General features: G+C 70.8%; 20 protein-coding genes. 12 read left to right on the plus strand and 8 right to left on the minus strand.

The features are described 5' to 3' along the window. Positions 1 to 73: 73 nt before the first annotated feature. From PV682_RS18840 to PV682_RS18865, 7 genes are all read left to right on the plus strand, one after another. Positions 74 to 1,075: a LacI family DNA-binding transcriptional regulator gene (locus PV682_RS18840; RefSeq protein ID WP_319731261.1), complete on the plus strand. Its 1,002-nt coding sequence runs from the start codon at positions 74 to 76 to the stop codon at positions 1,073 to 1,075. Between the two features lie 148 nt (positions 1,076 to 1,223). Then, the gene (locus PV682_RS18845) at positions 1,224 to 2,642 is read left to right on the plus strand and encodes a S28 family serine protease (protein ID WP_319731263.1); all 1,419 of its coding nucleotides are present in this window, start codon (positions 1,224 to 1,226) and stop codon (positions 2,640 to 2,642) included. Positions 2,643 to 2,778: 136 nt separating this feature from the next. Beyond that, on the plus strand, positions 2,779 to 2,856 hold the full coding sequence (locus PV682_RS44355; RefSeq protein ID WP_368451344.1) for a putative leader peptide: 78 nt from the start codon (positions 2,779 to 2,781) through the stop codon (positions 2,854 to 2,856). 130 nt (positions 2,857 to 2,986) lie between these two features. Further along, positions 2,987 to 4,078: an LLM class flavin-dependent oxidoreductase gene (locus PV682_RS18850; protein WP_319731265.1), complete on the plus strand. Its 1,092-nt coding sequence runs from the start codon at positions 2,987 to 2,989 to the stop codon at positions 4,076 to 4,078. A gap of 84 nt (positions 4,079 to 4,162) precedes the next feature. Further along, on the plus strand, positions 4,163 to 5,464 hold the full coding sequence (locus tag PV682_RS18855) for an ABC transporter substrate-binding protein (protein ID WP_319731267.1): 1,302 nt from the start codon (positions 4,163 to 4,165) through the stop codon (positions 5,462 to 5,464). Further along, entirely contained in the window at positions 5,439 to 6,332 is an 894-nt protein-coding gene (locus PV682_RS18860; protein WP_319731269.1) for a carbohydrate ABC transporter permease, read from the plus strand. The genes PV682_RS18855 and PV682_RS18860 overlap by 26 nt, the downstream gene beginning before the upstream one ends. Further along, positions 6,329 to 7,141, plus strand: coding sequence for a carbohydrate ABC transporter permease (locus PV682_RS18865; protein ID WP_319731271.1), 813 nt, complete (start codon positions 6,329 to 6,331; stop codon positions 7,139 to 7,141). Before PV682_RS18860 ends, PV682_RS18865 begins: the two co-directional genes overlap by 4 nt. Before the next feature lie 172 nt (positions 7,142 to 7,313). On the opposite strand, the gene PV682_RS18870 is transcribed toward PV682_RS18865, so the two are convergent. After that, a complete protein-coding gene (locus PV682_RS18870; protein ID WP_319731273.1) occupies positions 7,314 to 7,691 on the minus strand; it encodes a hypothetical protein in 378 nt (125 codons plus the stop codon). 193 nt (positions 7,692 to 7,884) lie between these two features. On the opposite strand from PV682_RS18870, the gene PV682_RS18875 reads away from it, so the two are divergent. Next, positions 7,885 to 8,307 (plus strand): DNA-binding protein, encoded by a 423-nt coding sequence (locus tag PV682_RS18875; protein WP_319731275.1) that lies wholly within the window; start codon positions 7,885 to 7,887, stop codon positions 8,305 to 8,307. A gap of 153 nt (positions 8,308 to 8,460) precedes the next feature. Here the strand turns inward: PV682_RS18875 and PV682_RS18880 are convergent, their stop codons facing one another. From PV682_RS18880 to PV682_RS18905, 6 genes are all read right to left on the minus strand, one after another. Then, positions 8,461 to 9,291, minus strand: coding sequence for a helix-turn-helix domain-containing protein (locus PV682_RS18880; protein ID WP_319731277.1), 831 nt, complete (start codon positions 9,289 to 9,291; stop codon positions 8,461 to 8,463). Continuing rightward, positions 9,288 to 10,127, minus strand: coding sequence for a helix-turn-helix domain-containing protein (locus PV682_RS18885; RefSeq protein ID WP_319731279.1), 840 nt, complete (start codon positions 10,125 to 10,127; stop codon positions 9,288 to 9,290). The genes PV682_RS18880 and PV682_RS18885 overlap by 4 nt, the downstream gene beginning before the upstream one ends. A gap of 382 nt (positions 10,128 to 10,509) precedes the next feature. Further along, a complete protein-coding gene (locus tag PV682_RS18890) occupies positions 10,510 to 10,884 on the minus strand; it encodes a hypothetical protein (RefSeq protein WP_319731281.1) in 375 nt (124 codons plus the stop codon). A gap of 143 nt (positions 10,885 to 11,027) precedes the next feature. Then, positions 11,028 to 14,735, minus strand: coding sequence for an ABC transporter ATP-binding protein (locus tag PV682_RS18895; protein WP_319731283.1), 3,708 nt, complete (start codon positions 14,733 to 14,735; stop codon positions 11,028 to 11,030). Between the two features lie 122 nt (positions 14,736 to 14,857). Then, entirely contained in the window at positions 14,858 to 15,883 is a 1,026-nt protein-coding gene (locus tag PV682_RS18900; protein ID WP_319731285.1) for an esterase-like activity of phytase family protein, read from the minus strand. 142 nt (positions 15,884 to 16,025) lie between these two features. Continuing rightward, the gene (locus PV682_RS18905; RefSeq protein WP_193554947.1) at positions 16,026 to 16,871 is read right to left on the minus strand and encodes a serine hydrolase; all 846 of its coding nucleotides are present in this window, start codon (positions 16,869 to 16,871) and stop codon (positions 16,026 to 16,028) included. 156 nt (positions 16,872 to 17,027) lie between these two features. On the opposite strand from PV682_RS18905, the gene PV682_RS18910 reads away from it, so the two are divergent. The 4 genes from PV682_RS18910 (at position 17,028) to PV682_RS18925 (ending at position 21,533) form a co-directional block, all read left to right on the plus strand. Beyond that, positions 17,028 to 19,301, plus strand: a complete 2,274-nt coding sequence (locus tag PV682_RS18910) for a glycosyltransferase family 39 protein (protein ID WP_319731289.1) — start codon at positions 17,028 to 17,030, stop codon at positions 19,299 to 19,301. A 204-nt stretch (positions 19,302 to 19,505) separates the two neighbouring features. Beyond that, positions 19,506 to 20,312 carry an endonuclease I family protein gene (locus tag PV682_RS18915; RefSeq protein WP_319731291.1) on the plus strand — a complete coding sequence of 269 codons (807 nt, stop codon included), beginning with the start codon at positions 19,506 to 19,508 and terminating at the stop codon, positions 20,310 to 20,312. 210 nt (positions 20,313 to 20,522) lie between these two features. Then, complete coding sequence (locus PV682_RS18920) at positions 20,523 to 21,137, plus strand: DUF7691 family protein (protein ID WP_319731294.1); 615 nt, start codon at positions 20,523 to 20,525, stop codon at positions 21,135 to 21,137. Between the two features lie 9 nt (positions 21,138 to 21,146). Next, positions 21,147 to 21,533, plus strand: coding sequence for a VOC family protein (locus tag PV682_RS18925; RefSeq protein ID WP_319731295.1), 387 nt, complete (start codon positions 21,147 to 21,149; stop codon positions 21,531 to 21,533). 1 nt (position 21,534) lies between these two features. Here the strand turns inward: PV682_RS18925 and PV682_RS18930 are convergent, their stop codons facing one another. After that, positions 21,535 to 22,593 (minus strand): methyltransferase, encoded by a 1,059-nt coding sequence (locus PV682_RS18930; protein WP_319731297.1) that lies wholly within the window; start codon positions 22,591 to 22,593, stop codon positions 21,535 to 21,537. Positions 22,594 to 22,711 lie beyond the last annotated feature (118 nt).

A 22,711-nucleotide genomic window follows, 5' to 3' on the forward strand; every position in this document is an offset into this window, starting at 1 on the left:
GGCGGCCCCTCCTGGTGTGAACTCCTCGTGACAGCGCGGCAGATCGGGTGATCCCAGGCCGTAGGGTGGGCCGATGCGCGCGGGGATCGGGCTCAGGGAGGTGGCCGAGCGGGCCGGGGTGTCGATGCGGACCGTGTCGAACGTGGTCCGGGGAACGGGCCGGTTCTCGGAGGCGACGCGGGTCCGAGTCGCCCTGGCCGTCGAGGAGTTGGGGTACCGGCCGAACACCGCCGCCCGGCGGCTGCGCACCGGCCGCAGTGGGGTGCTCCTGCTGGCGGTGCCCGATCTGTCGATGCCGTACTTCGCCGAACTCGCCGGGCACGTCCTGCGGGAGGCGGCGGCGCACGGCTGCACGCTCCTCGTCGAGGCGACCGGCGGTTCCCCCGGGGCGGAGCTGGAGATCGCGCTGGGGCGGACCGACCCGATGGTGGACGGGGTCATCCTGAGCCCGCTCGCGCTGGACGACGCCGCCGCCTCAACCACCGTACGCAGCAAGCCTCTTGTGCTGCTCGGTGAGCGGCTGCACGATCTGCCGCATCCGCACGTCACCATCGACAACACGGCGGCTGCGCGGGAGGCGACGGGGCGGCTGCTGGCGCGCGGGCGGCGCCGGATCGCCGTGATCGGGCGGCAGACCGTGCCGTACGCGGCGACCTCGACGACCCGGCTGGAGGGGTATCTGGAGGCACTGCGCGTGTTCGGTGTGCCGTACGACGAGGCGCTCGCGCCGCCCGTCCCCGCGTACGACCGGGCGTCGGGGGCCGACGCGCTGCGCACCCTGCTCGGGCTTCCCAGGCTCCCGGACGCCGTCTTCTGTTTCGCGGACGCGCTCGCGGAGGGGGCGTTGCACGCGGCGCGGGAAGCGGGGGTGCGGGTTCCCGAGCAACTGGCAGTAATCGGTTTCGACGACATCGAGGCGGCCCGGTACACCGCTCCCCCGCTGACCACCGTCGCCCCGGACAAGCCGGGGCTGGCGCGGCTGGCGGTGCGGTCGCTGCTGACGGGGATAGACGGGGCGGGCGGGGCGGCGGTGCTGGTCGCGGGGCATCGGCTGGTGGTGCGGGACAGCGGGTGAAGAGGGCTCGCAGATCAGGTCATCTCGCCTGATTCTCCTGCGAGTTCGAGTGCCCTTGCGCCCTATGCCCTCTGGTGCCACGGCCGTTGCTCCGATAGCTTCCGGCGCACACATCAACTCCACAGGTATGCAGGGAGGGTGCACGCGCATGCGCAAGGCGCTCAGATGGCTGCTCGCGCTCACGGTGCTCATCGGCACGCTGGGCACGGCGACGGCGGCGACCGCCGCCGAACCGGAGGCCACCGACATAAAAGACCGGCTGCTGGCGATACCCGGCATGAGCCTGGTGCAGGAGAAGCCGTACCCCGGTTACCGCTTCTTCGTGCTGAACTACACGCAGCCGGTCGACCACCGCCGCCCTGCCGCCGGGACGTTCGAGCAGCGCATCACGGTGCTGCACAAGGACGTGAACCGGCCGACCGTCTTTTACACAAGCGGTTACAACGTCTCCACGACGCCGGGCCGCCGCGAGCCCACGCAGATCGTGGACGGCAACCAAGTCTCCATGGAATACCGGTACTTCACGCCGTCGCGGCCCGCCGAGCCGGCCGACTGGTCCAAGCTGACGATCTGGCAGGCCGCCAGTGACCAGCACCGTATCTTCGAGGCGTTGAAGCCGGTCTACTCCAAGAAGTGGCTGTCGACGGGTGGTTCGAAGGGCGGGATGACCGCCACCTACTACGAGCGGTTCTACCCGCGTGACATGGACGGCGTCGTCGCGTACGTGGCGCCCAACGACGTGGTGAACGACGAGGATTCGGCGTACGACCGGTTCTTCGCCACCGTCGGCACCAAGGAGTGCCGCGACCGGCTGAACGGGGTGCAGCGCGAGGCGCTGGTGCGGCGGGAGCCGCTGGAGAAGCGGTACGCGGCGTACGCGGCCGACAACGGGTACACCTTCGGTACGGTCGGCAGCCTCGACAAGGCGTACGAGGCGGTCGTCCTCGACTACGTCTGGGGTTTCTGGCAGTACAGCCTGCTCAGCGACTGCGACACGGTCCCGGCGGACGCGAAGAACGCGACGGACGACGAGATCTGGAACTCGGTCGACGCGATCTCCGGGTTCTCCTTCTACACGGACCAGGGCCTCGACCCGTACACCCCGTACTACTTCCAGGCGGCCTCGCAGCTCGGCGCGCCGACCATCCACTTCCCGCACATCGAGCGGAAGTACGTCCGGTACGGGTACCAGCCGCCGTCGAACTTCGTGCCGGACAGCGTCCGCATCCCGCGCTTCGACCGGCACGCGATGGCCGACGTCGACAACTGGGTGCGGCACAACGCCCACAAGATGCTCTTCGTGTACGGGCAGAACGACCCTTGGGGCTCGGAGCGGTTCCGGGTCGGCAAGGGCGCGAAGGACTCGTACGTGCTGACCGCGCCGGGGCTGAACCACGGGGCGAACGTCGCGGGTCTCGTCCCCGGCGAGAAGGCGTTCGCGACGGCCCGGATCCTGGAGTGGGCGGGCGTCTCCGCCTCCGCCGTCCAGGCCGCGAAGCCGCTGGCGCGGTTCGACGCGAAGCTGGACGCGCGGGACGTCGAGAGGGAGCCCGCGCTGCGTCCGTAGTACCTGCGATGTACCCGGGTAGTACCTGCGGGGGCGCGTAGTACCCCCGCCACCTGAGAGCTGCCCCGACGGCCGACCGGCCCACATTCCGGTCGGCCGTCGTCACTTCCACCGGCGGTGTGTATAGTCCCGGCCCATGGAATCCACCGGTGTCGAGCTTGTGAAGCGCGCGCACGTCGACCTGCTCCGGGTCGCCACCGCGCTGTGTAGCTGACCCCGCACGCCGCGTTCGGCGTTCTTCTTTTCACCTCTGCCTTCCGCTTCGTACGCCTCCGCGCCATGTTCGCCGGGCGTTGATTCAACGTTGCATCCACCTTGGTGACCACCCTCCTCCTGGAGTCCCCATGACCGTGCGCCTGCACTGGTTCCTGCCCACCACGGGCGACGACCGTGACGTGGTCGGCGTGACCGCGCGTGACTCGCTCCAGTCCCGGACGACCACCCGCCCGCCGACACTGGACTACCTCGCGCAGGTGGCCCGCGCCGCCGAGTCGGCCGGTTTCGAGGCCGTGCTGACCCCGACGGGCAGCGACTGCGAGGACTCCTGGCTCACGACGGCCGCGCTGCTCCCGCAGACCACCCGGCTGAAGTTCCTGGTCGCGTTCCGCCCGGGCGTGATCGCCCCGCCGCTCGCCGCGCAGATGACGGCGACCTACCAACGCCTGTCCGGCGGGCGCCTGTTGCTCAACGTCGTCACCGGTTCCGACGCCGACGAGCAGCGCGCGTACGGCGACTTCCTCTCGCACGACGAGCGCTACGCCCGTACCGGGGAGTTCCTTGACCTGCTGCGGACGGCGTGGTCGGGCGAGCCGTACGACTACGAGGGCGCCCACTACCGGGTCGCGGGCGGGCGGCTGCGCAAGCCGCCGGCCGAGCTGCCCCCGGTGTTCTTCGGCGGCTCGTCGCAGGCGGCGCTCCCGGTGGCCGCCAAGTACGCGGACACGTACCTGACGTGGGGCGAGCCCCCGGCGGCCGTCGCCCAGAAGATCGGCCGCGTACGGGAGTTGGCCGAGGCCGAGGGGCGTGAGCTGTCGTACGGCATCCGGCTCCACGTGATCAGCCGGGACACCGCCGCCGAGGCGTGGGCGGAGGCCGACCGCATCCTCGACAGCCTCGACCCGGCCGCGATCAAGGCCGCGCACGAGCGGTTCAGGACCTCGGAGTCGGCCGGTCAGCGGGCGATGGCCGCGCTGTCCGGGGGCCGTACGGACCGGCTGGAGATCCACCCCAACCTCTGGGCCGGGTTCGGTCTTGTCCGGCCCGGCGCGGGCACCGCGCTGGTCGGCAGCCATGAGCAAGTCGCCGAGCGCATCGAGGAGTTCACCTCGCTCGGCATCGAGCACTTCATCCTCTCCGGGCAGCCGCATCTGGAGGAGGCGATCCGCTTCGGGGAGTGCGTCCGCCCGCTGCTGGCCCGCCAACTCGCCGCTGTCTGAACCGACTTCACCGGCTTCACCCACTTCGTCGAATCAGCCGTATCCGCCGACTTCGCCGACTTCGCCAGAAGAGAGATCCGCGCCATGTCCTCCACGCTCGACAGACGAGCCGCCCTCCGCCTCTTCGCCGCCTCCGGTCTGGGCCTCGGCCTCGCGGCCTGCGCCGGTCCCGGCGGTGGCGGCGCCTCCTCGGCGAGCAGCAACTCCCCCTCGGCACTGGCCACTTCGGGCGCGGTCAAGGGGACCGTGTCCTTCGCGCACTGGCGGGCGGAGGACAAGGCGGTGATAGCCGGGCTGGTGAAGGAGTTCGCGAAGAAGTACCCGGACGCGCACATCGAGCAGGACATCTCCCCGTCCGCCGACTACCAGTCGACCGCGCTGCGCCGCATCCAGGGCTCGAAGACGGGTGACTTGTTCACCGCGTTCCGGGGCGCCCAGTTCCAGCAGATCGTGAAGGCGGGCGTGTACGCGCCGCTGACCGGCACGGACGTGGTCGGCACGTACCAGCCGAGCCTGATCACACCGGGTGCACAGGGAGGCCAACAGTACGGGCTGCCCTACCAGTTGGTGTTCAACATGCCGCTCGCCAACACCGACGCGCTCGACAAGGCGGGCCACACGAGTGCGCCGAAGGACTGGAACGGTTTCCTCCAACTCCTCGACGACCTCAAGGCGAAGGGGTACACGCCGATCGCCTGGCCGGGCGGGGACACCGCGAACGCGGGGCAGTTGCTCAACACGATGGTCATGAACAACGCGCCGGGCGACGACATGTTCACGAAGATCGAGTCGGGCGCGTACCGAGTGACCGACGACTGGTTCCTCAAGACCCTCGACCAGTACGCCCAGTTGGCCCCGTACTTCCAGGCCCGCGCGACCGGTTCGACGACCGACGCGGTGACGCAGCTCTTCGCGTCGGGGAAGGCGGGGCTGCTCGCGACCGGCTCGTTCCAGATGGCCGGGGTGCGGACGCTGGGGGCGAAGTTCCCCTTCGACCTCGTCGCGCCGATCACCACGACAGCCCAACAGGCCAAGTACGAGGGCGTGTTCAACGCGACGTTCATTCTCGGCGTGAACAGCGCGTCCACGGTGCAGCCGGCGGCGTACGCGTTCCTGGAGTTCCTCAGCGACCCGGTGAACGCGGCCGTCTACGCGAACGGCACGGGCCAGCACGTCACCGTGAAGGACGTCGCGTACACCAACGCCGACCTGAAGGCCGTGTCGCCGTGGCTGACCCGCAGGACGCTGCTCGCGCCGCGCTTCCAGTTCCTGAACCTCGACATCCGCTCGGCCGTGGAGAACGCGGCCGTGGCCGTCGTCGGGGGCAAGAAGCCCGCGCAGGCGGCCGAGGAGGCCCAGCGTGTCATCGACCAGAAGCGCGCGTAACCGCCGTACGGCGCGGGCCCTGTGGCTGTTCCCGGTGCCCGCGCTGGCCCTCTACCTGTTCTTCTTCGCGTACCCGACCGTGCAGGCGGTGCAGTACGCGCTGACGGACTGGGACGGCTACAGCGCGGCCTACCGCAGCGTCGGCCTGGACAACTTCCATCAACTGGCCACCGGCGACGACGTGTTCAGGAACGCGGCCGAGAACAACCTGAAGCTGATGGTGGTGGTCGTCCTCGCCCAGACGGCGCTGGCGCTGCTCCTCGCGCTCTACCTGGTCCGCACGACCCGCGCCTCCACCCTCCTGCGCGCGCTGTTCTTCCTGCCGACGGTCCTGTCCTCGGTGGCCGTCGCCTTCGTGTGGCGGTTCGTGTACGACCCGGACGGCGGGCTGCTCAACTCGGGCCTGCGCGCTGTGGGGTTGGGGAGCCTCCAGTCGGTGTACCTGGGGAACCCGGACACGGCCGTGTACTGGCTGGCGCTCACGCAGGTGTGGTTCCACGCGGGTCAGATGATGGTCGTGTTCATCGCCGGACTCCAGGCGATCCCACGGGAGTTGTACGAGGCGGCCGAGCTGGACGGCGCCGGGCGGTGGGCGCGATTCCGGTACGTCACCTGGCCGTTGGTGGCTCCGGCGACGGGGATCGTCGTCGCCTACACGACCGTGCAGTCCTTCAAGGCGTTCGACCTGGTCCTCGGGCTCGGCGGCAACCCCCCTGGCCCGGCACTGGACTTGCTGTCCACGCGGGTCTACACCACCTTCTCCAACAACCAGTTCGGCTACGCCGCTGCCCAGTCCCTGCTGTTCATGGCGCTGATCGCGCTGCTCACCTGGGTTCAGCGGCGGGCGATCCGGAGGGCGACGCGATGACGAAGACCCTGCGACCCCTGGTCCTGGCGCTGGGCGCGGCGACCGTCGTACTCCCTTTGCTGGTCGTGGTGTTCGGCACGTTCAAGACGCTGCCGCAGCTCTTCGGCTCGCCGCTTGCGCCGCCGTCCTCGCCGACGCTGGACAACTACCGGCGCGCGATCGACGAGGGCGGCCTCGGGGCCGCGTTCGGCAACAGTGTGATCGTGACGGCGGGCGCGGTGGCGCTGACGCTGGCCGTCGCGAGCCTCGCCGCGTTCTTCTGCGCGCGGATTCCGGGGCGGGCCGGATGGCTCGTGTTCGGTGTCCTGGTCGCAGGGCTCGCGGTGCCCGCGCAGGCGGCGATCGTCCCGCAGTACGTGCTGTTCGACCGGCTCGGGCTCACCGACAGCCTGCTCGGCCTGATCCTCGTGGACACGACGATGACGTTGCCGACGGCCGTGTTCATCCTCGGCGGTTTCCTGCGCACGATCCCCGAAGAGCTGTACGAGGCCGCCGAGTTGGACGGGGCCGGGCCGCTGCGGTCATTCGTGTCCATCGCCCTGCCCCTGACCCGGCCCGCGCTCGCGACGACCGGGATCTTCCTGTTCGTGATGGACTGGAACGACCTCCTCTATCCCCTGCTGTTCATCCGCTCCCACGAACAACGGACGCTGCCGCTGGCCCTGTTGGACTTCCAGGGAGAGTTCCTCACGCAATACCCCTTGCTCTTCGCGGGAGTTGTGATCGCCTCGGTGCCGGTGGTGGTCGTGTACGTGCTGTTGCAGAAGCACTTCGTGTCGGGGCTGACGGCGGGGGCGGTGCGCGGATAGGACGGCTCAGATCCCGTAAGCGCCCGTCCTCGGCGGGTCGTTGTGGCGGGCGTGCGGTGTGAGGGCGACCATGCCCTCGCCCCGCACCGGGGTGTCGGCGTGCAGGTCGAGCGGGCTCACGCCCCACTCCGAGTCGAGCGTGACCGAGGGGTCCCGCCAGTCGTCCGGGTCGTCATCGTCGTCCTCCCAGGAGGGGAGACAACGCCGTACGACCCTCCCGTGAGCGGCGGCCAGCCAGCCCGAGGGGCCACCCTCGTCGCTCTCGTAGTGCGCCTCGGCGCGACCGTAACCACAGGCCCAGCACCTCGGCGACGCCGTCGCGGTCGCCGCCGGGGACGGCCATCCAGGCGTTGAAGCAGACGTCGAGGGGGATCGGGTGGTCGTCCGGGAGTTTGACGCGGACGAGGCGCTCCACGGCCGCGCGGTCACGGTCCGACAGCGCCTCCTCGCCACCGACCGCCGCCAGCACCGACAGCGCGTCCGCCCTCAACTCCCCCGGCCCGTCACGCCGTACGCGGCGCAGCGGTGCCAGGACCTCGGGGCCCAGCATCGACAGGACGACCGCCGCCGGGCGACCTCGTCGTGGGACGCCTCCCGCGTCTCTTCCGTGGGCCGGGCGCGGGCATCCATGTGCTGCTCCCCCGTCGTTGGCTGGTGATCGTCACCATCGCGCACACACATGACAACAACTCGTTCAACATAAGGAGTTGACGTGCTTTCGTTCAACTTCCATGCTGGGCTTCATGACTTCGGATCCCTTCACCGCTCCCGACGCCGAACAGGCCCGCGCCCAGCGCGTCTACCCCTCCCTCTTCCGCATAGCCGAGCGGCACGCGGCCACGGACGCGCAGCGCGCACGGCAGACCAACCCCGCGATCCTCGCGCCGCACGAGGCGGTTCGGCTGGTGTCGTTCCTGCTCAGCGGGGCGGCGTTGAAGGAGGAGGGCGAAGAGGACGTCGACCGGGCCGACATCACGGCCGCGCTGACGCTACTGCCGCTGGTGCGGGCCGAGTTGGACGAGCTGGAGGTCGGGTTGCTGGAGATGGCGCGGGGGCGGGAGATGACGTGGCAGGAAATCGCGTTCGGGCTGGGTCTCGGCACTCCGCAGGCGGCTCGGCAGCGGCATGAGCGGTTGGCGAGCCGGGTGGAGGGGGATGCGGGGTAGGCGGGCGGGGGGTGCGGTTGCCGCTCGCTCCCCCCCTCACGTCGTACCCGTCACCCCGTACCCCTCACGCCATCCCGTCCCCCTCAAGTCGTACGTCTCACCCCGTACCCCTCACGTCCACTTCCCTCGCGGCGCCCCCCACACCCGCCTCCCTCAAGCCCCGAAGCACTCCCGGCCACCCACCCCAGCCTCAGCCCCTGCCCCCGCCCCCCTCTCCGCCCCCGGCACGAAGCACACCCGCAACCCCGCCCGTTCGGGGTCGCCGATCATCGCGGTGTAGCGGTAGACAGTGGTGTCGGCGACGTTCCTGACCAGGGCCTGCCGCGCTCGTGCCCCCGGCGCCGAGATCTCCACCGCGTCCCCGACCCGCGCGTGCCAGATCCGCCCCCACGCGGCCCCGCACACCGCGCTGTAGCGCAGTTCGACGCTCGCCCCGGCGCGCGTCCGGCGCTGAGGGCCGAGCGAGTCGACGCGGCCGGGCAGTCCGCAGGACATCGCGTCGGGGTCCTGGCCGTCGCAACTCCGGCCGTGGCAGCCGGGGGTGGGGTCGAGCACGGGTGTGGCCACCGTGTCGTGCTCGGGACCTAAGCCGCGAACGGAGAGCGCGGCGATGGCGACGGCGGCGAGCGCGGCGCAGGCGGGGAGCAGGTAGCGGCGCTTCAACGGCGTTGGCCTGGGCGGGAGTTCGACGGGCCGGCCGGAGTCGGCGGAGACGGGTCCGGGGCCGCCGCGCCCACGTCCGCTCCACTCGGCGTCCGCGAGTTCCCACAGCGCGAGGAGTCGCGCGGGAGGTTCCCCGGCGAGTGCGCAGAGCGCCTCGACGGCCTGCCGGGGTGCCGGTTTCTTGCCGTTGAGATAGCGCTCCCAGGACGACTTGCTGTACGGCGTCCGCTCGGCAAGTCCCGCCAGGCTGAGGCCCGTTCGGTCCCGCACGGCACGCAGGCCCGCGGCGAGGGCCGCGCACTCCGGCGCCGTACCGGTCATCCGCGCAGCACCTGCCAGGTGTGGGGCCCGACGACGCCGTCAGCGGGCAGCCCGGCGCCCTGCTGGAGCCGTACGACGGCCGCGATGGTCTGCTGTCCGTAGACGCCGTCGACCGGTCCGGGGTTCAACTTGTGGCGGCGCAGCAGGCATTGGGCCTCGACGACGTCCCAGCCGGGTCCGGCGAGGACGGCGGTACGGGTCGTGCTGTACCCGGCGCCGAGGCCGACCGCCTCGCGGTGGCGCACCTCGCAGGGGTAGGTCTTGCCGACCTGGAAGAGGTAACGCCCCGGTCCACCCTGGGTGGTTGAGGGGCTGGGGCTGAGACGGGTGCCGGTGACGGCCTGGGCCTTGCCGTTGCCCCCGTCGCCGTCGTCGTCCCCGTACCAGGGGAGCGCGATCAGCAGTCCTGCGCCGATGCCGAGGAGGGCCGCGATCACGACTGCGGCGAGGGCGTGGGAGCGGGGGACGCCTGCCGAGCCGAGGGAACCAACAGTGGCTGTCGGGTCGGCGGGGCCGGTACCAGCGGTTCCGGTCGGGTTCGACTCGGCGTCGGGCGTGCCCTGTTCGCCCGCCTGCCACGCGTCGACCGCCACCTCGTGCAGAACGAGCAGCCGAGTCGGTTCCGTGCCGACGACCCGCGCGAGTTCCTCCACCGCCTGCCGGGGCGGGAGCGCCTTGCCGTTGAGATAGCGCTCCCACGACGAGCGGCTGTACCCGGTCTTGGCGGCGAGCGAGACCAGGCTCAGCCCGGAGCGGTCCTTCAACCGCCGTAACTGGACGACGAGTTGCCGGACCCTCTGGTCCAGGGAGTCCGGTAGTTCCTGCCAGCGCGACATACCTCACCCCGCACGCGTCAGGGATCCATCGACTCTGTAGTACACCCCCGCACGGGGTACCGGGTTCCGGCCGGGACGCCGCACCGGTCGCCTTTCGGCCGCGCCCGACGGGGGTAGCGCGTCCCACCGACGCCTCGTCGCCATCCCTGTCCGCGCAGGTCAGCGGGTGGGGCGTCCCACGGCGTCCCGGAGGGGCGGGTTTCGCTGGCCGGGGGCCAAGTTGGCCAGCATTCTCGGTGGTGCGGGCCGGAAGGTACGGGGGTCCATCCGGCCCGCCACCGCCGATCGGCCACCCTCGCGGAGCTACCGCTCAGGTAGTCCCGCGCTACTCCCCCAGAGGGACATCATGCGCACACCCGCACCGGTCGCCGGAGAGGAACCGTCAGCACAGGATCCACCCCGACTTGACCTCCCCGCGCCCCACCCGGCCCTCCACGCGCACGCACCGGTGCCCCGCGTGGACCGTGACGGCCGGGGAGGTCCGGGCGTGTGTCCAGCCGCGCTTCACGGGGACGTTGCCGCGCGCCTGGACGGTGACGGAGATGTCCTGCCGCCCGCCGGGCCTCTTGGCGAGAGTGACGGCGCAGACGTACCCGGGGCGCTTGTAGACGACGACGATGCCGGTGGCGAAGGGGAAGGTGCGGACCGCGCGTCCGGCGCAACTCATGGGAACCGGCGCCTTGTTGGGCGGCGCCGCCGCCGCGGCGGCCGGGGCCGCCAGGCCGAGCACCCCGGACGTGGCCAGCCCGGCCGTCACCAGCGCCAGCCACCGTCTCGCCCCGCGTTTCCCCGTCCCACGCTTCCCCGTCCCGCGATTCTCCATGGCCCCCACCCGCACACGTAGTCCGCTTCCGTACTGTTGTACGGACGCACGACATGTGTCGTACGGTTGCACGACCGTCACGAGGACACAGCGTCCACGGGCTCCCCGATGAACGTCCGCCACAGCGCGGCGTACCGTCCGCCCCGCGCGAGCAGTTCGTCGTGGGTGCCGTCCTCCGCGACCCGGCCGTCGGCCATGACGACGACCCGGTCGGCGCGCGCGGCGGTCGTCAGCCGGTGTGCGACGACGAGGGTGGTACGACGTCCGGCGAGCCGCTGCGTGGCCTGGTTGACCTGCGCTTCCGTCGCCAGGTCGAGGGCGGCCGTCGCCTCGTCGAGGAGCAGGACGTCCGGGTCGACGAGCTCGGCGCGGGCCAGCGCGATCAACTGCCGTTGCCCGGCGGAGAGGTTGCGTCCGCGTTCGGCGACCTCGTGCAGGTAGCCGTTCTCCAGGGTCGCGATCATCTCGTGCGCGCCGACGGCCCGCGCCGCCGCCTCGACCTCGGCGTCGGTCGCGTCGGGCCGGCCGTACGCGATGGCGTCGCGGATCGTCCCCTGGAAGAGGTAAGCCTCCTGGGGTACGACTCCGAGGTGGTGGCGGTACGACGTGAGGTCGAGGTCGCGCAGGTCGGTGCCGTCGGCGAGGACCCGCCCGGAGGTGGGGTCGTAGAACCGGGCGACGAGCTTGACGAGGGTCGACTTCCCGGCGCCGGTCTCGCCGACGAACGCGACGGTCTGGCCGGCCGGGATCGTCAACGAGACGCCGCCCAGGGCTTCTTCGTCGTCGGTGTAGGCGAAGTGGACGTCCTCGAAGGTGATGTCGCCGCGCAGGGAGAGCACGTCGAGGGGTTCGTCGGCGGACTTCGTGGACGTGGGTTCCTGGAGCAGTTCCTGGATGCGGCCCAGCGATACGGACGCCTGCTGGTAGCCGTCGAAGACCTGCGAGAGCTGCTGCACGGGGGCGAAGAACAGGTCGATGTAGAGCAGGTAGGCGACGAGCGCGCCGGTCGTCAGGGTGGCGGCCTCGACCCGGCCCGCGCCCGCGATGAGGACGGCAGCGGCGGCGACGGACGACAGGAACTGCACGAACGGGAAGTAGACCGAGATGAGCCACTGCCCGTGCACCCGGGCCTCGCGGTACGAGGAGGAGCCCGCCGCGAACCGTACGCCGCCGTCGCGTTCACGCCCGAAGGCCTGGACGATCCTGAGGCCGGCCACGGCTTCCTGGAGGTCGGCGTTGACGGTGGAGATCCGCTCGCGGGCCAGCTCGTAGGCGCGCACGCTCGCACGCCGGAAGTAGTACGTCGCCAGTACCAGAGGGGGAAGGGTGGCGAAGACGACCAGCGCGAGTTCCACGTCGATGACGACGAGGGCGACCATGATCCCGAAGAAGGTGACGACGGAGACGAACGCGGTGACGAGCCCGGTCTGGAGGAACGTCGACAGCGCGTCGACGTCCGTGGTCATCCGGGTCATGATCCGGCCGGTCAACTCCCGTTCGTAGTAGTCGAGTCCGAGCCGCTGGAGCTGGGCGAAGATCTTCAGCCGCAGCGTGTAGAGGACGCGTTCACCGGTCCGGCCGGTCATCCGGGTCTCGCCGATCTGCGCGGCCCACTGCACGAGGACGGCGAGCAGGGCGAGGAGCGAGGCCGCCCACACCGCGCCGAGGGCGGCCTCGGTGACGCCGCTGTCGATGCCGTGCCGGATGAGGACGGGCAGCAGGAGCCCGACGCCCGCGTCGACGGCGACGAGGCCGAGGCTGATCAGCAGCGGCGTACGGAATCCGCGCAGCAGCCGCCGCAGCCCGTACGACTCCTCGGGGGTGACCGCGCGCGCCTCGTCGATGCCGGGGGTGTCGGTCGCCGGGGGCAACGCCTCGACCTGGGCGAGGAGTTCGGGGGTCGAGGGGGTGCCGGTCAGGGCCGTGTCGCGGGCCGGGCGCTCCCCCGCCCAGAGCCTCGGGGTGATGCCGCGCTCGGCGTCGAACTCGGCGTCCAGCTCGTCGCGTACGGTCGTGTCCTCGGCGGGCTGGACGGGCGTGGCGTGGCCGGGGCTGACGCCGCCGAGGCCGTCGGGGTCGGTCAACAGGCGCCGGTAGAGCGGGGATCGGCGTTCCAGCTCGGCGTGGGTGCCGATGTCGGCGAGGCGTCCGGCGTCCAGGACGGCGATGCGGTCGGCGAGGTTGAGGGTCGAGCGGCGGTGCGCGATCAGCAGGGTCGTACGGCCCTGCATGACCTCCTTGAGGGCCTCGTGGATCTCGTGCTCGACGCGGGCGTCGATGGCGGAGGTGGCGTCGTCGAGGATGAGGAGGCGGGGGTCGGTGAGGATGGCGCGGGCGAGGGCGACGCGCTGGCGCTGGCCGCCGGAGAGGGTGAGGCCGTGTTCGCCGACCTTCGTGTCGTACCCGAGAGGTAGCTCGGTGATGAAGTCGTGGGCCTGGGCGGCGCGGGCGGCGGCCTCGATCTCGGCGTCGGTGGCGTCGGGGCGGCCGTAGGCGATGTTGTAGCGGACGGTCTCGGAGAAGAGGAAGGAGTCCTCGGGTACTAGTCCTATGGCGGTACGCAGGGAGTCGTACGTCAGCTCGCGGACGTCGTGGCCGCCGATCAGGACGGCGCCGTGGGTGACGTCGTAGAACCGGGGCATCAGCAGGGACAGGGTGGACTTGCCGGAGCCGGAGGCGCCGACGACGGCGAGGGTCTCACCGGGGTGGATCTCGAAGCTGAGGCCGGACAGGACGGGGCGGTCGTCGTCGTAGCCGAAGGAGACGTCGTCGAACTCGACGGTGGCCGGGGCGTCGGCGGGCAGTTGCTTGGTGCCCTCGGTCATCGTCGGTTCGGTGTCGATGAGTTCGAGGACGCGTTCGGTGCCCGCGCGGGCCTGCTGGCCGACGGTGAGGACCAGCGCCAGCATCTTGACGGGGCCCACGAGCTGGGCGAGGTAGGTGGAGAACGCGACGAACGTGCCGAGGGTGATGCTGCCGCGTACGGCGAGCCAGCCGCCGAGGGCCAGCATCGCGACCTGGCCGAGCGCGGGGACGGACTGGAGGGCGGGCGTGTAGAGGGAGTTGAGGCGGATCGTGCGCAGCCGCCCGGCGAACAGGCGGCGGCCGACCTCGCGGAGCTTCCCGGTCTCCTGGTCCTCCTGCCCGAACCCCTTCACCACGCGTACGCCGCTCACGGCGCCGTCGACGACTCCGGCGACGGCGGCGGCCTGCGCCTGCGCGTACCAGGTCGCCGGGTGTAGCCGGTTACGACTCAGGTTGGCTATCCAGATCAGTGCGGGGCCCACCGCGAGAGCCACCAGGGTGAGCGGGATCGACAGCCAGGCCATGACGACGAGGGAGATCACGAACAGGGCGATGTTGCCGATCGTCATCGGCAGCATGAAGAGGAGACCCTGGATGAGCTGGAGGTCGCTGGTGGCGCGGCCGACGACCTGCCCGGTGGACAGCTCGTCCTGGCGGCGGCCGTCCAGCCTGGTGATCGTCCCGTACATCTCGGTGCGCAGGTCGTGCTGCACGTCGAGGGCGAGGCGGCCCCCGTAGTACCTGCGGATGTACGTCATCACGTACACCACGAGAGCTGCCCCGATGAGGGCGCCCGCCCAGGGGGCCATCGCGCGGGAGCGGTCACCGATGACGTCGTCGATGATCACCTTCGTGATCAGCGGGACGACGGCCATGACCGCCATACCTCCGAGGGAGGAGCCGAGGGCCAGGAGCGTGTCCTTCGGATACCGCCAGGCGTACCCCGCCAGCCGTCGTGCCCATCCCCGTTGCGCTGCCACGCGGTGCCCTCCTGCAAGAAACCGATACTCTCCCGGAAGGCACCAACACGGACGGAAGCGGATTTCATCCCTCCGCAACAAATACGGGCAATATCGCGACTCTGCGTGACCACCCGTGATCGTCAGTGCGTCCGTACCCGCAGGAAGTAGAAGCGGGTCGTCTGTACGGCGTTCTGGTTGTCGTCGCTGACCAGCGTCACCCGCAGCCGGTCGCCGGAGCGGCCGGTGACCGTCATGCCCTCGATGTTGTCGAGCAGGGGGTTGGGCTGGGGCTGCTTCGCGGTGGCGCCGAGGCTCGGGCAGTCGGCGATGTCGGCGAGGAGCGTCTTGCGGATGACCCGCACCTCGGGCCGGCCCGTGAGGTACTCGACGTCCCGCGTGTCGCTCGCGCGGCGCGGGTCGGCGAGGTAGAGGCGGACCGTGTTGCCGACGCCAGCGGTGAACCCCCGCTCCAGGACGAGGAGTTGGCCGCCGGGCAGCGCCTGCACCTCGGGGACGCCGAGCCCGGCGTCCGCACGGTAGGCGTACTGCGCGCCGAGCGCGAACCCCTTCCCGTGCCGCTTCCAGGTCTGGAACCGGACGGTCCCGGCGGCGTCCCCGGCCAGCGCGTACTCCATGGACGCCAGCAGCGTACGGCCGCCGTCCGCCCAACTCAGGCCCTCGAACGTGCCGTTGGACACGGCCCGCCCGGCCGGCGCGACCTGGAGCGAGGCGGGGACGGGGAGCCGGCCGAGGATACGGCCGTCCCGGTCGTAGCGGCGTACCGACGGCTCGGTCTCGGAGGTGATCAGCCGGGTGCCGTCCCGGTCGATGACAAGACCCTCCGAGTCGAGAGCGGCGCCCTTCTCGTCCGCGAGCTGAACGACCTTGCGGGGCTGGAGAGTTCGCCGGTCTAGCGAGAAGAGGGCCGACCGGTCGGAGAGCGCGGCGAGCGTGCCGTCCGGGTCGAGGGCGAGGGCGGAGAAGTTGCCGGTGAAGGTCCCGTCGTACGACGTCTTGTCGAGGGAGTCGGAGAAGCCGTCGATGGTCACGGCGGGCGAACAGGCGTGGTTCGCGGGCGAGTTGGCGGTGGCGGGCCCTGCGGCGGTGAGCGTGGTGGCCGCCGCCAGGCCGGCGGTGAGGGTGGCGAGTACGGTTCTCAGGCGCATGGACGGCACGGTAGGACGCGCGGGTGTCCACGAGAAGAACGCCGCGCCACGGACGCCGTGCCGTGAACGCCGCCGCGCCCCGACTGCCGTGCCACGGGCCCCGGGAAGCCCGGCCGCGGGGAGGCCGGGTACCGGTCGCGGGTCAGGACGCCTTGAGATCCGCGTGGACGGCCTTCGCCACGCCCTGGATCGTCGCGATCCCGTAGTTCATCGTGCTGTTGCCGTGCGTGAGCACGGTGATCGTGTAGTCGTGCCCGCCGCCGGTGAACGTGCCGACGCTGTGCACACGCCAGCCGTTGGTGGCCCGCTGGAGCCAGCCGTTCTTGACGCGGACGGCGACACCGGCCGGAGCGCCGTAGGGAGTTCCCCAGCGCTGGGACGAAACCACCTTGCTCATCAGGCCGTTGGCGTACGAACGCGACGCGTCGGTGAGGACGGCGTTCTTCGCGTGCAGCAGCTTGAGCAGCTTCTGCTCGTCGGTGACCGTGATCTGCGTGAGGCCCCAGTAGCCGTTCGCACCCGGCTTCGTCTGGGTCATCGCGGCGGCCTTGAGGAAGTTCTTCACCTTGGTGACGCCGAGCTGCTTCCACAGGGTGCTCGTGGAGGCGTTGTCCGACTTGGTGATCATCGCGGTCGCGAGGGACTTCTCGCGCGCGGTGAGGGACCGCTTCGCCTTCTGCGCGTCCCACAGGAGCGTCGAGAGGACGGTCACCTTGACGACGCTCGCCGAGTCGTACGCCGACGACGCCCGCAGCGTGCAGTTCGTGTTGGTCGTACGGTCGTAGACGCCGACGGCGACCGTGCCCTTGCGGGAGGCGACCGCCGCGGTGATGTCCTTCTTGAGTTTGGTCGCGAGGGCCGCCTTGGACGACGTACAGCTCACGGCGGGCGCGGCTGCCGAGGCCGGGACGGCGGCGGTTATGAGGAGGCCGGTGCCGAGGGCGGCGACCGCCGCCGCTCTAGCACGTCTCGAAGTAGATGGAGTCATGCCTCAGTTGACTCACAGGTTCGAGCGAATGGTTGTACGACCGTGAGCACGATTGGGCAACGGTTGCACAGCGCGTCACCGCGCCCCGTGCGCATTCACAGGTGACGGCCAGCTCCGGCACAGCGGTCGCCAACACGGGGTTCGCACCATGCTCGGGTGACCTCTGCCACCGATCCCCAGCACCGTACGACCGAGCCGTCCGCGTCCCCCGACCGGCCACCGCCCGAGCCCGCGGCGGGCGACGTACCCCGAGAGGCGCCGCGCTGGTCGCTGCCCGCGCTGCTCGCGATCCTGGTCCTGGCGGCGGTCCTCTACTCCTGGAACCTCTCCGGTTCGAGCCTCAACAGCTTCTACAGCGCTGCGGTGTTGAGCGGTACGGAGAGCTGGAAGGCGTGGTTCTTCGGCTCGTTGGACGCCGGGAACTTCCTGACCGTCGACAAGCCACCGTTCGCGCTGATGGTGATGGGCCTGTCCTGCCGCCTCTTCGGCTTCGGCACCTGGCAGATGATGCTGCCGATGGTGCTGGTCGCGCTCGGCACGATCTGGATCCTGCACGCGTCCGTGAAGCGGGTGTGGGGGCACGGCGCGGCGGCCGTCGCCGCGCTGGTCCTGGCGCTGACCCCGATCACCGTCGCCATCAACCGCGACAACAACCCCGACACGCTGCTGGTGTTCCTGATGGCGGGCGGCGCGGCCCTCGCGCTGCGCGCCGTGCACAGCGGCAGGCTGCTGCCGCTGCTCGGGTCGGCCGCGTGCTTCGGGCTCGCCTTCAACACCAAGATGCTCCAGGGCTACATCGCGCTGCCGGCCGTCTTCGCCGTCTACCTCTACGCGGCCAGGCCGAAGCTGGTGAAGCGGATCGTCAACCTGCTGCTCGCGGGTGTAGTACTCGCGGTTTCCTCCTTCTGGTGGGCGGCTGCCGTGTCCGTAGTACCTGAGGATGAGCGGCCCTACATCGGAGGTTCGACGGACGGTTCCGCCTGGAACCTGATCATGGGCTACAACGGCCTCGGCCGGGTCCTCGGCGGCGACGGCAACATGGGTGGCGGAGGCGGGGGCGGCGGAGGCGGCGGCTTCTCCGGCACCGCCGGTCTCGGCCGGATGTTCAACGACGTCCTCGGCGGGCAGATCTCCTGGCTGCTGCCCTTCGCGGCAATCGCTTTCATCGGCGCCGTCGTCCTCTGCGGCCGTGCCCCGCGCACCGACCTCACCCGCGCCGCCGTCCTGGTCTGGGGCGGCTGGCTGGGCCTGCACTTCCTCACGTTCAGCATGGCCGAGGGCACGATGCACCCGTACTACACCACCGCCATGGCCCCCGGAATCGCGGCGCTGTGCGGGGGCGGCGGCGCGATGCTGCTGCGCGCGTTCCGTACGGACCGGCGGTGGGTGTGGGTCCTGCCCGCCGCCCTCGCGGCAACCGCTCTCTGGTCCGTCGTCCTGCTGCGGCGCGCCTCCGGGTGGAACACCTGGCTGTGGCCGGCGGTCGGTGTGCTGATGGCCGCGGCCGTCGTCGGGCTGATCGTCTTCCGGTCCGGGAACCGGGTACGGCTGCTGGCGGCGTCCGTCGCGGCAGCGGTCGTCGCGGCGGTCGCGGGGCCCGCGGCGTACGCGTGGTCGGTGCCGTCGGGGTCCGGCGGAGGTATGGGGGGTACTAACCCCACGGCCGGTCCGACCACCGGGAGCGGCGGCTTCGGCGGGGGTCCCGGTAGGGGTGGTACGGGGGGTGGGCGGGGTGGCTTCCCCGGTGGCCAGGGGGCTCGGGGCGGCCAGGGTCAGGGGGGTCAGGGGCAGGACGCTCAGGGCGGCGGTCGGATGACGCCCGGCGGCGGGTACGGCGAGCTGCCCGGAGGCACCGGCGAGACGGGTACGCCGCCCGGCGGCACCGGCTCCACCGAGGGCACCGCCGGCTCCGGCACCGAAGGCGGCACCGAGGCCGGCGGCACCCAAGGCGGCCCCGGCGGCATGACCGGCGGCGCCCCCGGCGGTGGCGGCATGGGCGGCGGCCTGGGCATGGGCGGCGCGAACAGCGAGCTGACCGCCTACCTGAAGAAGCACCAGGACAGCGCCAAGTGGCTGCTGGCGGTGTCGAGTTCACAGAGCGCGGCCCAGCTGATCCTCAGCAGCGGCGAGCCGGTGATCTCCATGTGGGGCTGGTCCGGCAGCGACAAGGCGATGACGCTCACCAAGCTGAAAGAACTGGTCGCGAAGGGCGAACTGCACTACATCCAGATCGGCGGCGGCATGGGCGGCGGCCCCGGCGGCGGCTCGAACGTCAGCTCCGAGGTCACGGAGTGGGTCCAGAAGAACGCGACGGCGGTGAAGGAGAGCGCATACAGCAAGAGCACATCCGCATCCACGTCCGCCTCCGCCTCCGCCTCCGCCTCCAACCAGTCGACGATCTACCGACTGGACCCCTCGGACGTGAGCTGACCCTCACCCGCACCACGGACGGCCCCCAACCCACCCGGGTTGAGGGCCGTTTCGCTCCCCCGCGAGGTCAACTCGCGTAGATCACCCCCGATTTGCCGTTTCTTGACACCGAACAGACATGCCGGATTCATTTACATGACCTCATGTCCATGTCACGCTCCCCCTGTTGCCCCCCACTCAACACGCGTAGACAGGACACTCCTTATGCTGGCGACACGCATACGCCGCCGCTGGAAGCCGGTGGCGCTGACGACCGCAGCGGTCCTGGTGGGCCTCGCCGTTCCCGCGGTGACGGCGACCCCGGCCTCCGCCACGACCACGGCGTACGACTCGACGTACTACAAGAACGCGGTCGGCAAGACGGGGGCGAGCCTCAAGTCCTCGCTGCACACGATCATCAGCAGCCAGACGAAGATCTCCTACTCGGCGGTGTGGAACGCGCTGAAGGCGACGGACCAGGACCCGAACAACAGCAACAACGTGATCCTGCTCTACAGCGGCGCCTCGCGCGGCAAGTCGCTCAACGGCGGGGACGTCGGCGACTGGAACCGCGAGCACGTGTGGGCCAAGTCGCACGGCGACTTCGGCGAGGTGACCGGCCCCGGCACGGACCTGCACCACCTGCGCCCGGCGGACGTCCAGATCAACAGCATCCGGGGGAACCTGGACTTCGACAACGGCGGCAGCGCGGTCACGGGCGGCGGTGGCAGCAAGGTCGATTCGGACTCCTTCGAGCCGCGCGCCGCGGACAAGGGCGACGTCGCCCGCATGATCCTCTACATGGCCGTGCGGTACGACGGCGGCGACGGCTTCGCCGACCTGGAGCCGAACGAGAAGGTCAACAACGGCAGCAACCCGTACATCGGCAAGCTCTCCGTCCTGAAGGCGTGGAACGAGCAGGACCCGCCGAGCGCCTTCGAGGAGCGCCGCAACCAGGTCATCTACGACACGTACCAGCACAACCGCAACCCGTTCATCGACCACCCGGAGTGGGTCGAGGCGATCTGGTAGCAACTGCCTTCGGCGGCGCGGGCGTTCCCCTGGACCGGGGAGCGCCCGCGTCGTCGTCCCGCCGGTACGACACCGTTCCCACAGCGCGCGCACAAGATCCACGCACCCCGCCAGAAATCCCCGACTCCCTTTCCAAGCAAGGGAGTTGGCCTTCCACAGCCGCACAACGGATCATGGGGCGAGCGGTCGAGCGGGAGGGGAAGGACGACGGTGAGCTACGCCCTGGAGATGAGTACGGGGGACATGCGGCAGGTGGTGCGGCTGCTGACGGCGGTGGAGCGGACGCCCGCGCAGGAGGAGCACCTCGGCAGGGTGCGGGAGCGCTGCAAGGCGCTGGACGTCAGACTTGAGAGCCAGGGGGTGCACTACGACGTACCGGTGATCCGGGCGCTGGAGGAACTGATCGACGGCACCCCGTCGAGGACCGTGTGCCCCGCGTACGCCCACGCCTTCCACGAGGTCGTGACGTCCTGTTTCTCGTACACCACCGACCTGGGCAGCTGGCGCCGGATGTCCTGGTTCCAGACGGTCTCCAACGACCTCGCCCGCAACGGCATCACGCCGGCGCTCCTCCCCGAGACGTTCCTGTTCTCCGGCCCGCCGCTGCCCCTCCCCCACCCGGGCGGCGTCCACCCCCGCATGGGCACCCTCTCCCTCCAGCGCGCCGCCCGGGCGGCGACGGCGTACACCGCCGTCCTGGACCGCGTCCACCCTGACTGCCAGGACACGGTCCGCCGCTTCACCGAGGCGTTCCGCTTCGAACTGAACGACTGGCGCCCCGACTCACCGGCGGACACCCTCTTCTTCTGGTTCGACCGACCCTAGACTCCCCTCATGATCGCCGACCTCCAGTGCGTGGTCCTGGACTGCCCCGACCCCGCCGAACTGGCCGCCTTCTACCACGAGTTGCTGGGCGGCGAGATCAACCGGCCGGACCCCCGCTGGTCCCTGCACGCGTCCTGGTCCACCCTCCACACCCCATCGGGCCTGGTCCTGTGCTTCCAGCAGGTCCCGGACCACCGCCCGCCGACCTGGCCGGACCCGACCCGCCCCCAACAGTTCCATCTGGACTTCGGCGTACGGGACTTGGACGAGGCCCAGTCCCAACTCCTCGCCCTGGGCGCGAAGCTCCTCGACGCGGGTTCCCCGGACCGGAGTTGGCGCGTCTTCGCGGACCCGGCGGGCCATCCCCTGTGCCTGGTCCGCCAGCACGGCGGCTGAGTCACTCGTCCGCGGCCACCGCCTCCACCACCGACAGCACCGACTCGGTGGGATTCACCCGGCTCAACTTCAGCCCCGCCGCCTCGAACAGGGCCGCGAAGTCGGAGGCCGTACGCTCACGGCCGCCCAGGGACGCCATCATCATGAGGTCGAGGGTCTTGGACTGGTGGGGTGCGTTGCCGGGTGGGACGACGGCGTCGAGGACGAGGACCTTGCCGCCGGGGTTGAGGGAGTTCCGGCAGTGGCGCAGGAGAGTTACGCAGCGGTCGTCGTCCCAGTCGTGGGTGATGCGCTTCATCATGATGACGTCGCCAGGGGGGACGGCGGTGAAGAAGTCGCCGTCCGCCAGGCTCCAGCGGTCGGCGATGGTCTTGTCGCCGGCCAGGCGGTGGCCCGCGAGGACATGGGCGCGGTCGTACAACACGCCCTCCAGGCCGGGGTTCTGACGCAGCGTCTCCTGGAGCAGGCCGCCGTGCCCGCCGCCGACGTCGACGACCGTACCGCTCGCCGGGAAGTCGTACGCGGCGGCGATGACCGCGTTCTCGGGGTCGGACATCGCGGCCATCCCGACGTGGAAGACGGCGGCCGTACGCTCGTCCTGCGCGAAGTAGTCGAAGAACGGCATCCCGAACATCGCGTCGAACGCGGTGACTTGGCCGGTGAGGCAGCGGGCCAGCTCCCCCGCGGGCTGCCACATGCTCTGATCGGTGATCATGAGTACGGCCGCCCGCACGGAACCCGGCACGTCGCTGCGGAGCGCCTGCCCGGCCTCGGTGAGGGTGAACGCCCCGAGCGCGTCCTCCTCGACGACGCCGCGGGTCGCGAGGAGCCTCAGCACGCGGTAGAGCCCGCGCTCGTCCGCGCCCGTGGCGACGGCGAGTTGGGCCGGGGTGCGGGGGCCTTCGGCGAGGTGGTCGGCGACGCCGGTCTCGGCCGCCGCGCGCAGGGCCGCGGGCTGGAGGAAGCCGAGCGCCTCGTCGACGAGGAACGCGCCGGAACGCCGCAGGCGTTCACCTTCCGCCTCCGGGACACCCGCCGCACCGGCCTCGCCCTGCACCATGCCGTTCTCCTCACCACGTAAGCCGAAAGTAACTCTCCGTGCACCCACAGTGACATGCCGCACCGACAGAGCGGAACACCCGAAAGAGCCAACCTCCCTCAGAAATCAGAAACATCAG

Origin of the sequence: Streptomyces niveiscabiei, from assembly GCF_033794345.1 — a bacterium.
Taxonomy (GTDB): Bacteria; Actinomycetota; Actinomycetes; order Streptomycetales; family Streptomycetaceae; genus Streptomyces; species Streptomyces niveiscabiei.

Coding starts and splice junctions, on each gene's coding strand:
- PV682_RS44355 (WP_368451344.1), top strand. CDS start 2,779: ATGGAATCCACCGGTGTCGAGCTTGTGAAGCGCGCGCACGTCGACCTG.
- PV682_RS18925 (WP_319731295.1), top strand. CDS start 21,147: ATGATCGCCGACCTCCAGTGCGTGGTCCTGGACTGCCCCGACCCCGCC.
- PV682_RS18900 (WP_319731285.1), bottom strand. CDS start 15,883: ATGCGCCTGAGAACCGTACTCGCCACCCTCACCGCCGGCCTGGCGGCG.
- PV682_RS18870 (WP_319731273.1), bottom strand. CDS start 7,691: ATGCTGGGCCCCGAGGTCCTGGCACCGCTGCGCCGCGTACGGCGTGAC.
- PV682_RS18855 (WP_319731267.1), top strand. CDS start 4,163: ATGTCCTCCACGCTCGACAGACGAGCCGCCCTCCGCCTCTTCGCCGCC.
- PV682_RS18930 (WP_319731297.1), bottom strand. CDS start 22,593: ATGGTGCAGGGCGAGGCCGGTGCGGCGGGTGTCCCGGAGGCGGAAGGT.
- PV682_RS18915 (WP_319731291.1), top strand. CDS start 19,506: ATGCTGGCGACACGCATACGCCGCCGCTGGAAGCCGGTGGCGCTGACG.
- PV682_RS18845 (WP_319731263.1), top strand. CDS start 1,224: ATGCGCAAGGCGCTCAGATGGCTGCTCGCGCTCACGGTGCTCATCGGC.
- PV682_RS18865 (WP_319731271.1), top strand. CDS start 6,329: ATGACGAAGACCCTGCGACCCCTGGTCCTGGCGCTGGGCGCGGCGACC.
- PV682_RS18880 (WP_319731277.1), bottom strand. CDS start 9,291: ATGACCGGTACGGCGCCGGAGTGCGCGGCCCTCGCCGCGGGCCTGCGT.
- PV682_RS18840 (WP_319731261.1), top strand. CDS start 74: ATGCGCGCGGGGATCGGGCTCAGGGAGGTGGCCGAGCGGGCCGGGGTG.
- PV682_RS18885 (WP_319731279.1), bottom strand. CDS start 10,127: ATGTCGCGCTGGCAGGAACTACCGGACTCCCTGGACCAGAGGGTCCGG.
- PV682_RS18905 (WP_193554947.1), bottom strand. CDS start 16,871: ATGACTCCATCTACTTCGAGACGTGCTAGAGCGGCGGCGGTCGCCGCC.
- PV682_RS18875 (WP_319731275.1), top strand. CDS start 7,885: ATGACTTCGGATCCCTTCACCGCTCCCGACGCCGAACAGGCCCGCGCC.
- PV682_RS18850 (WP_319731265.1), top strand. CDS start 2,987: ATGACCGTGCGCCTGCACTGGTTCCTGCCCACCACGGGCGACGACCGT.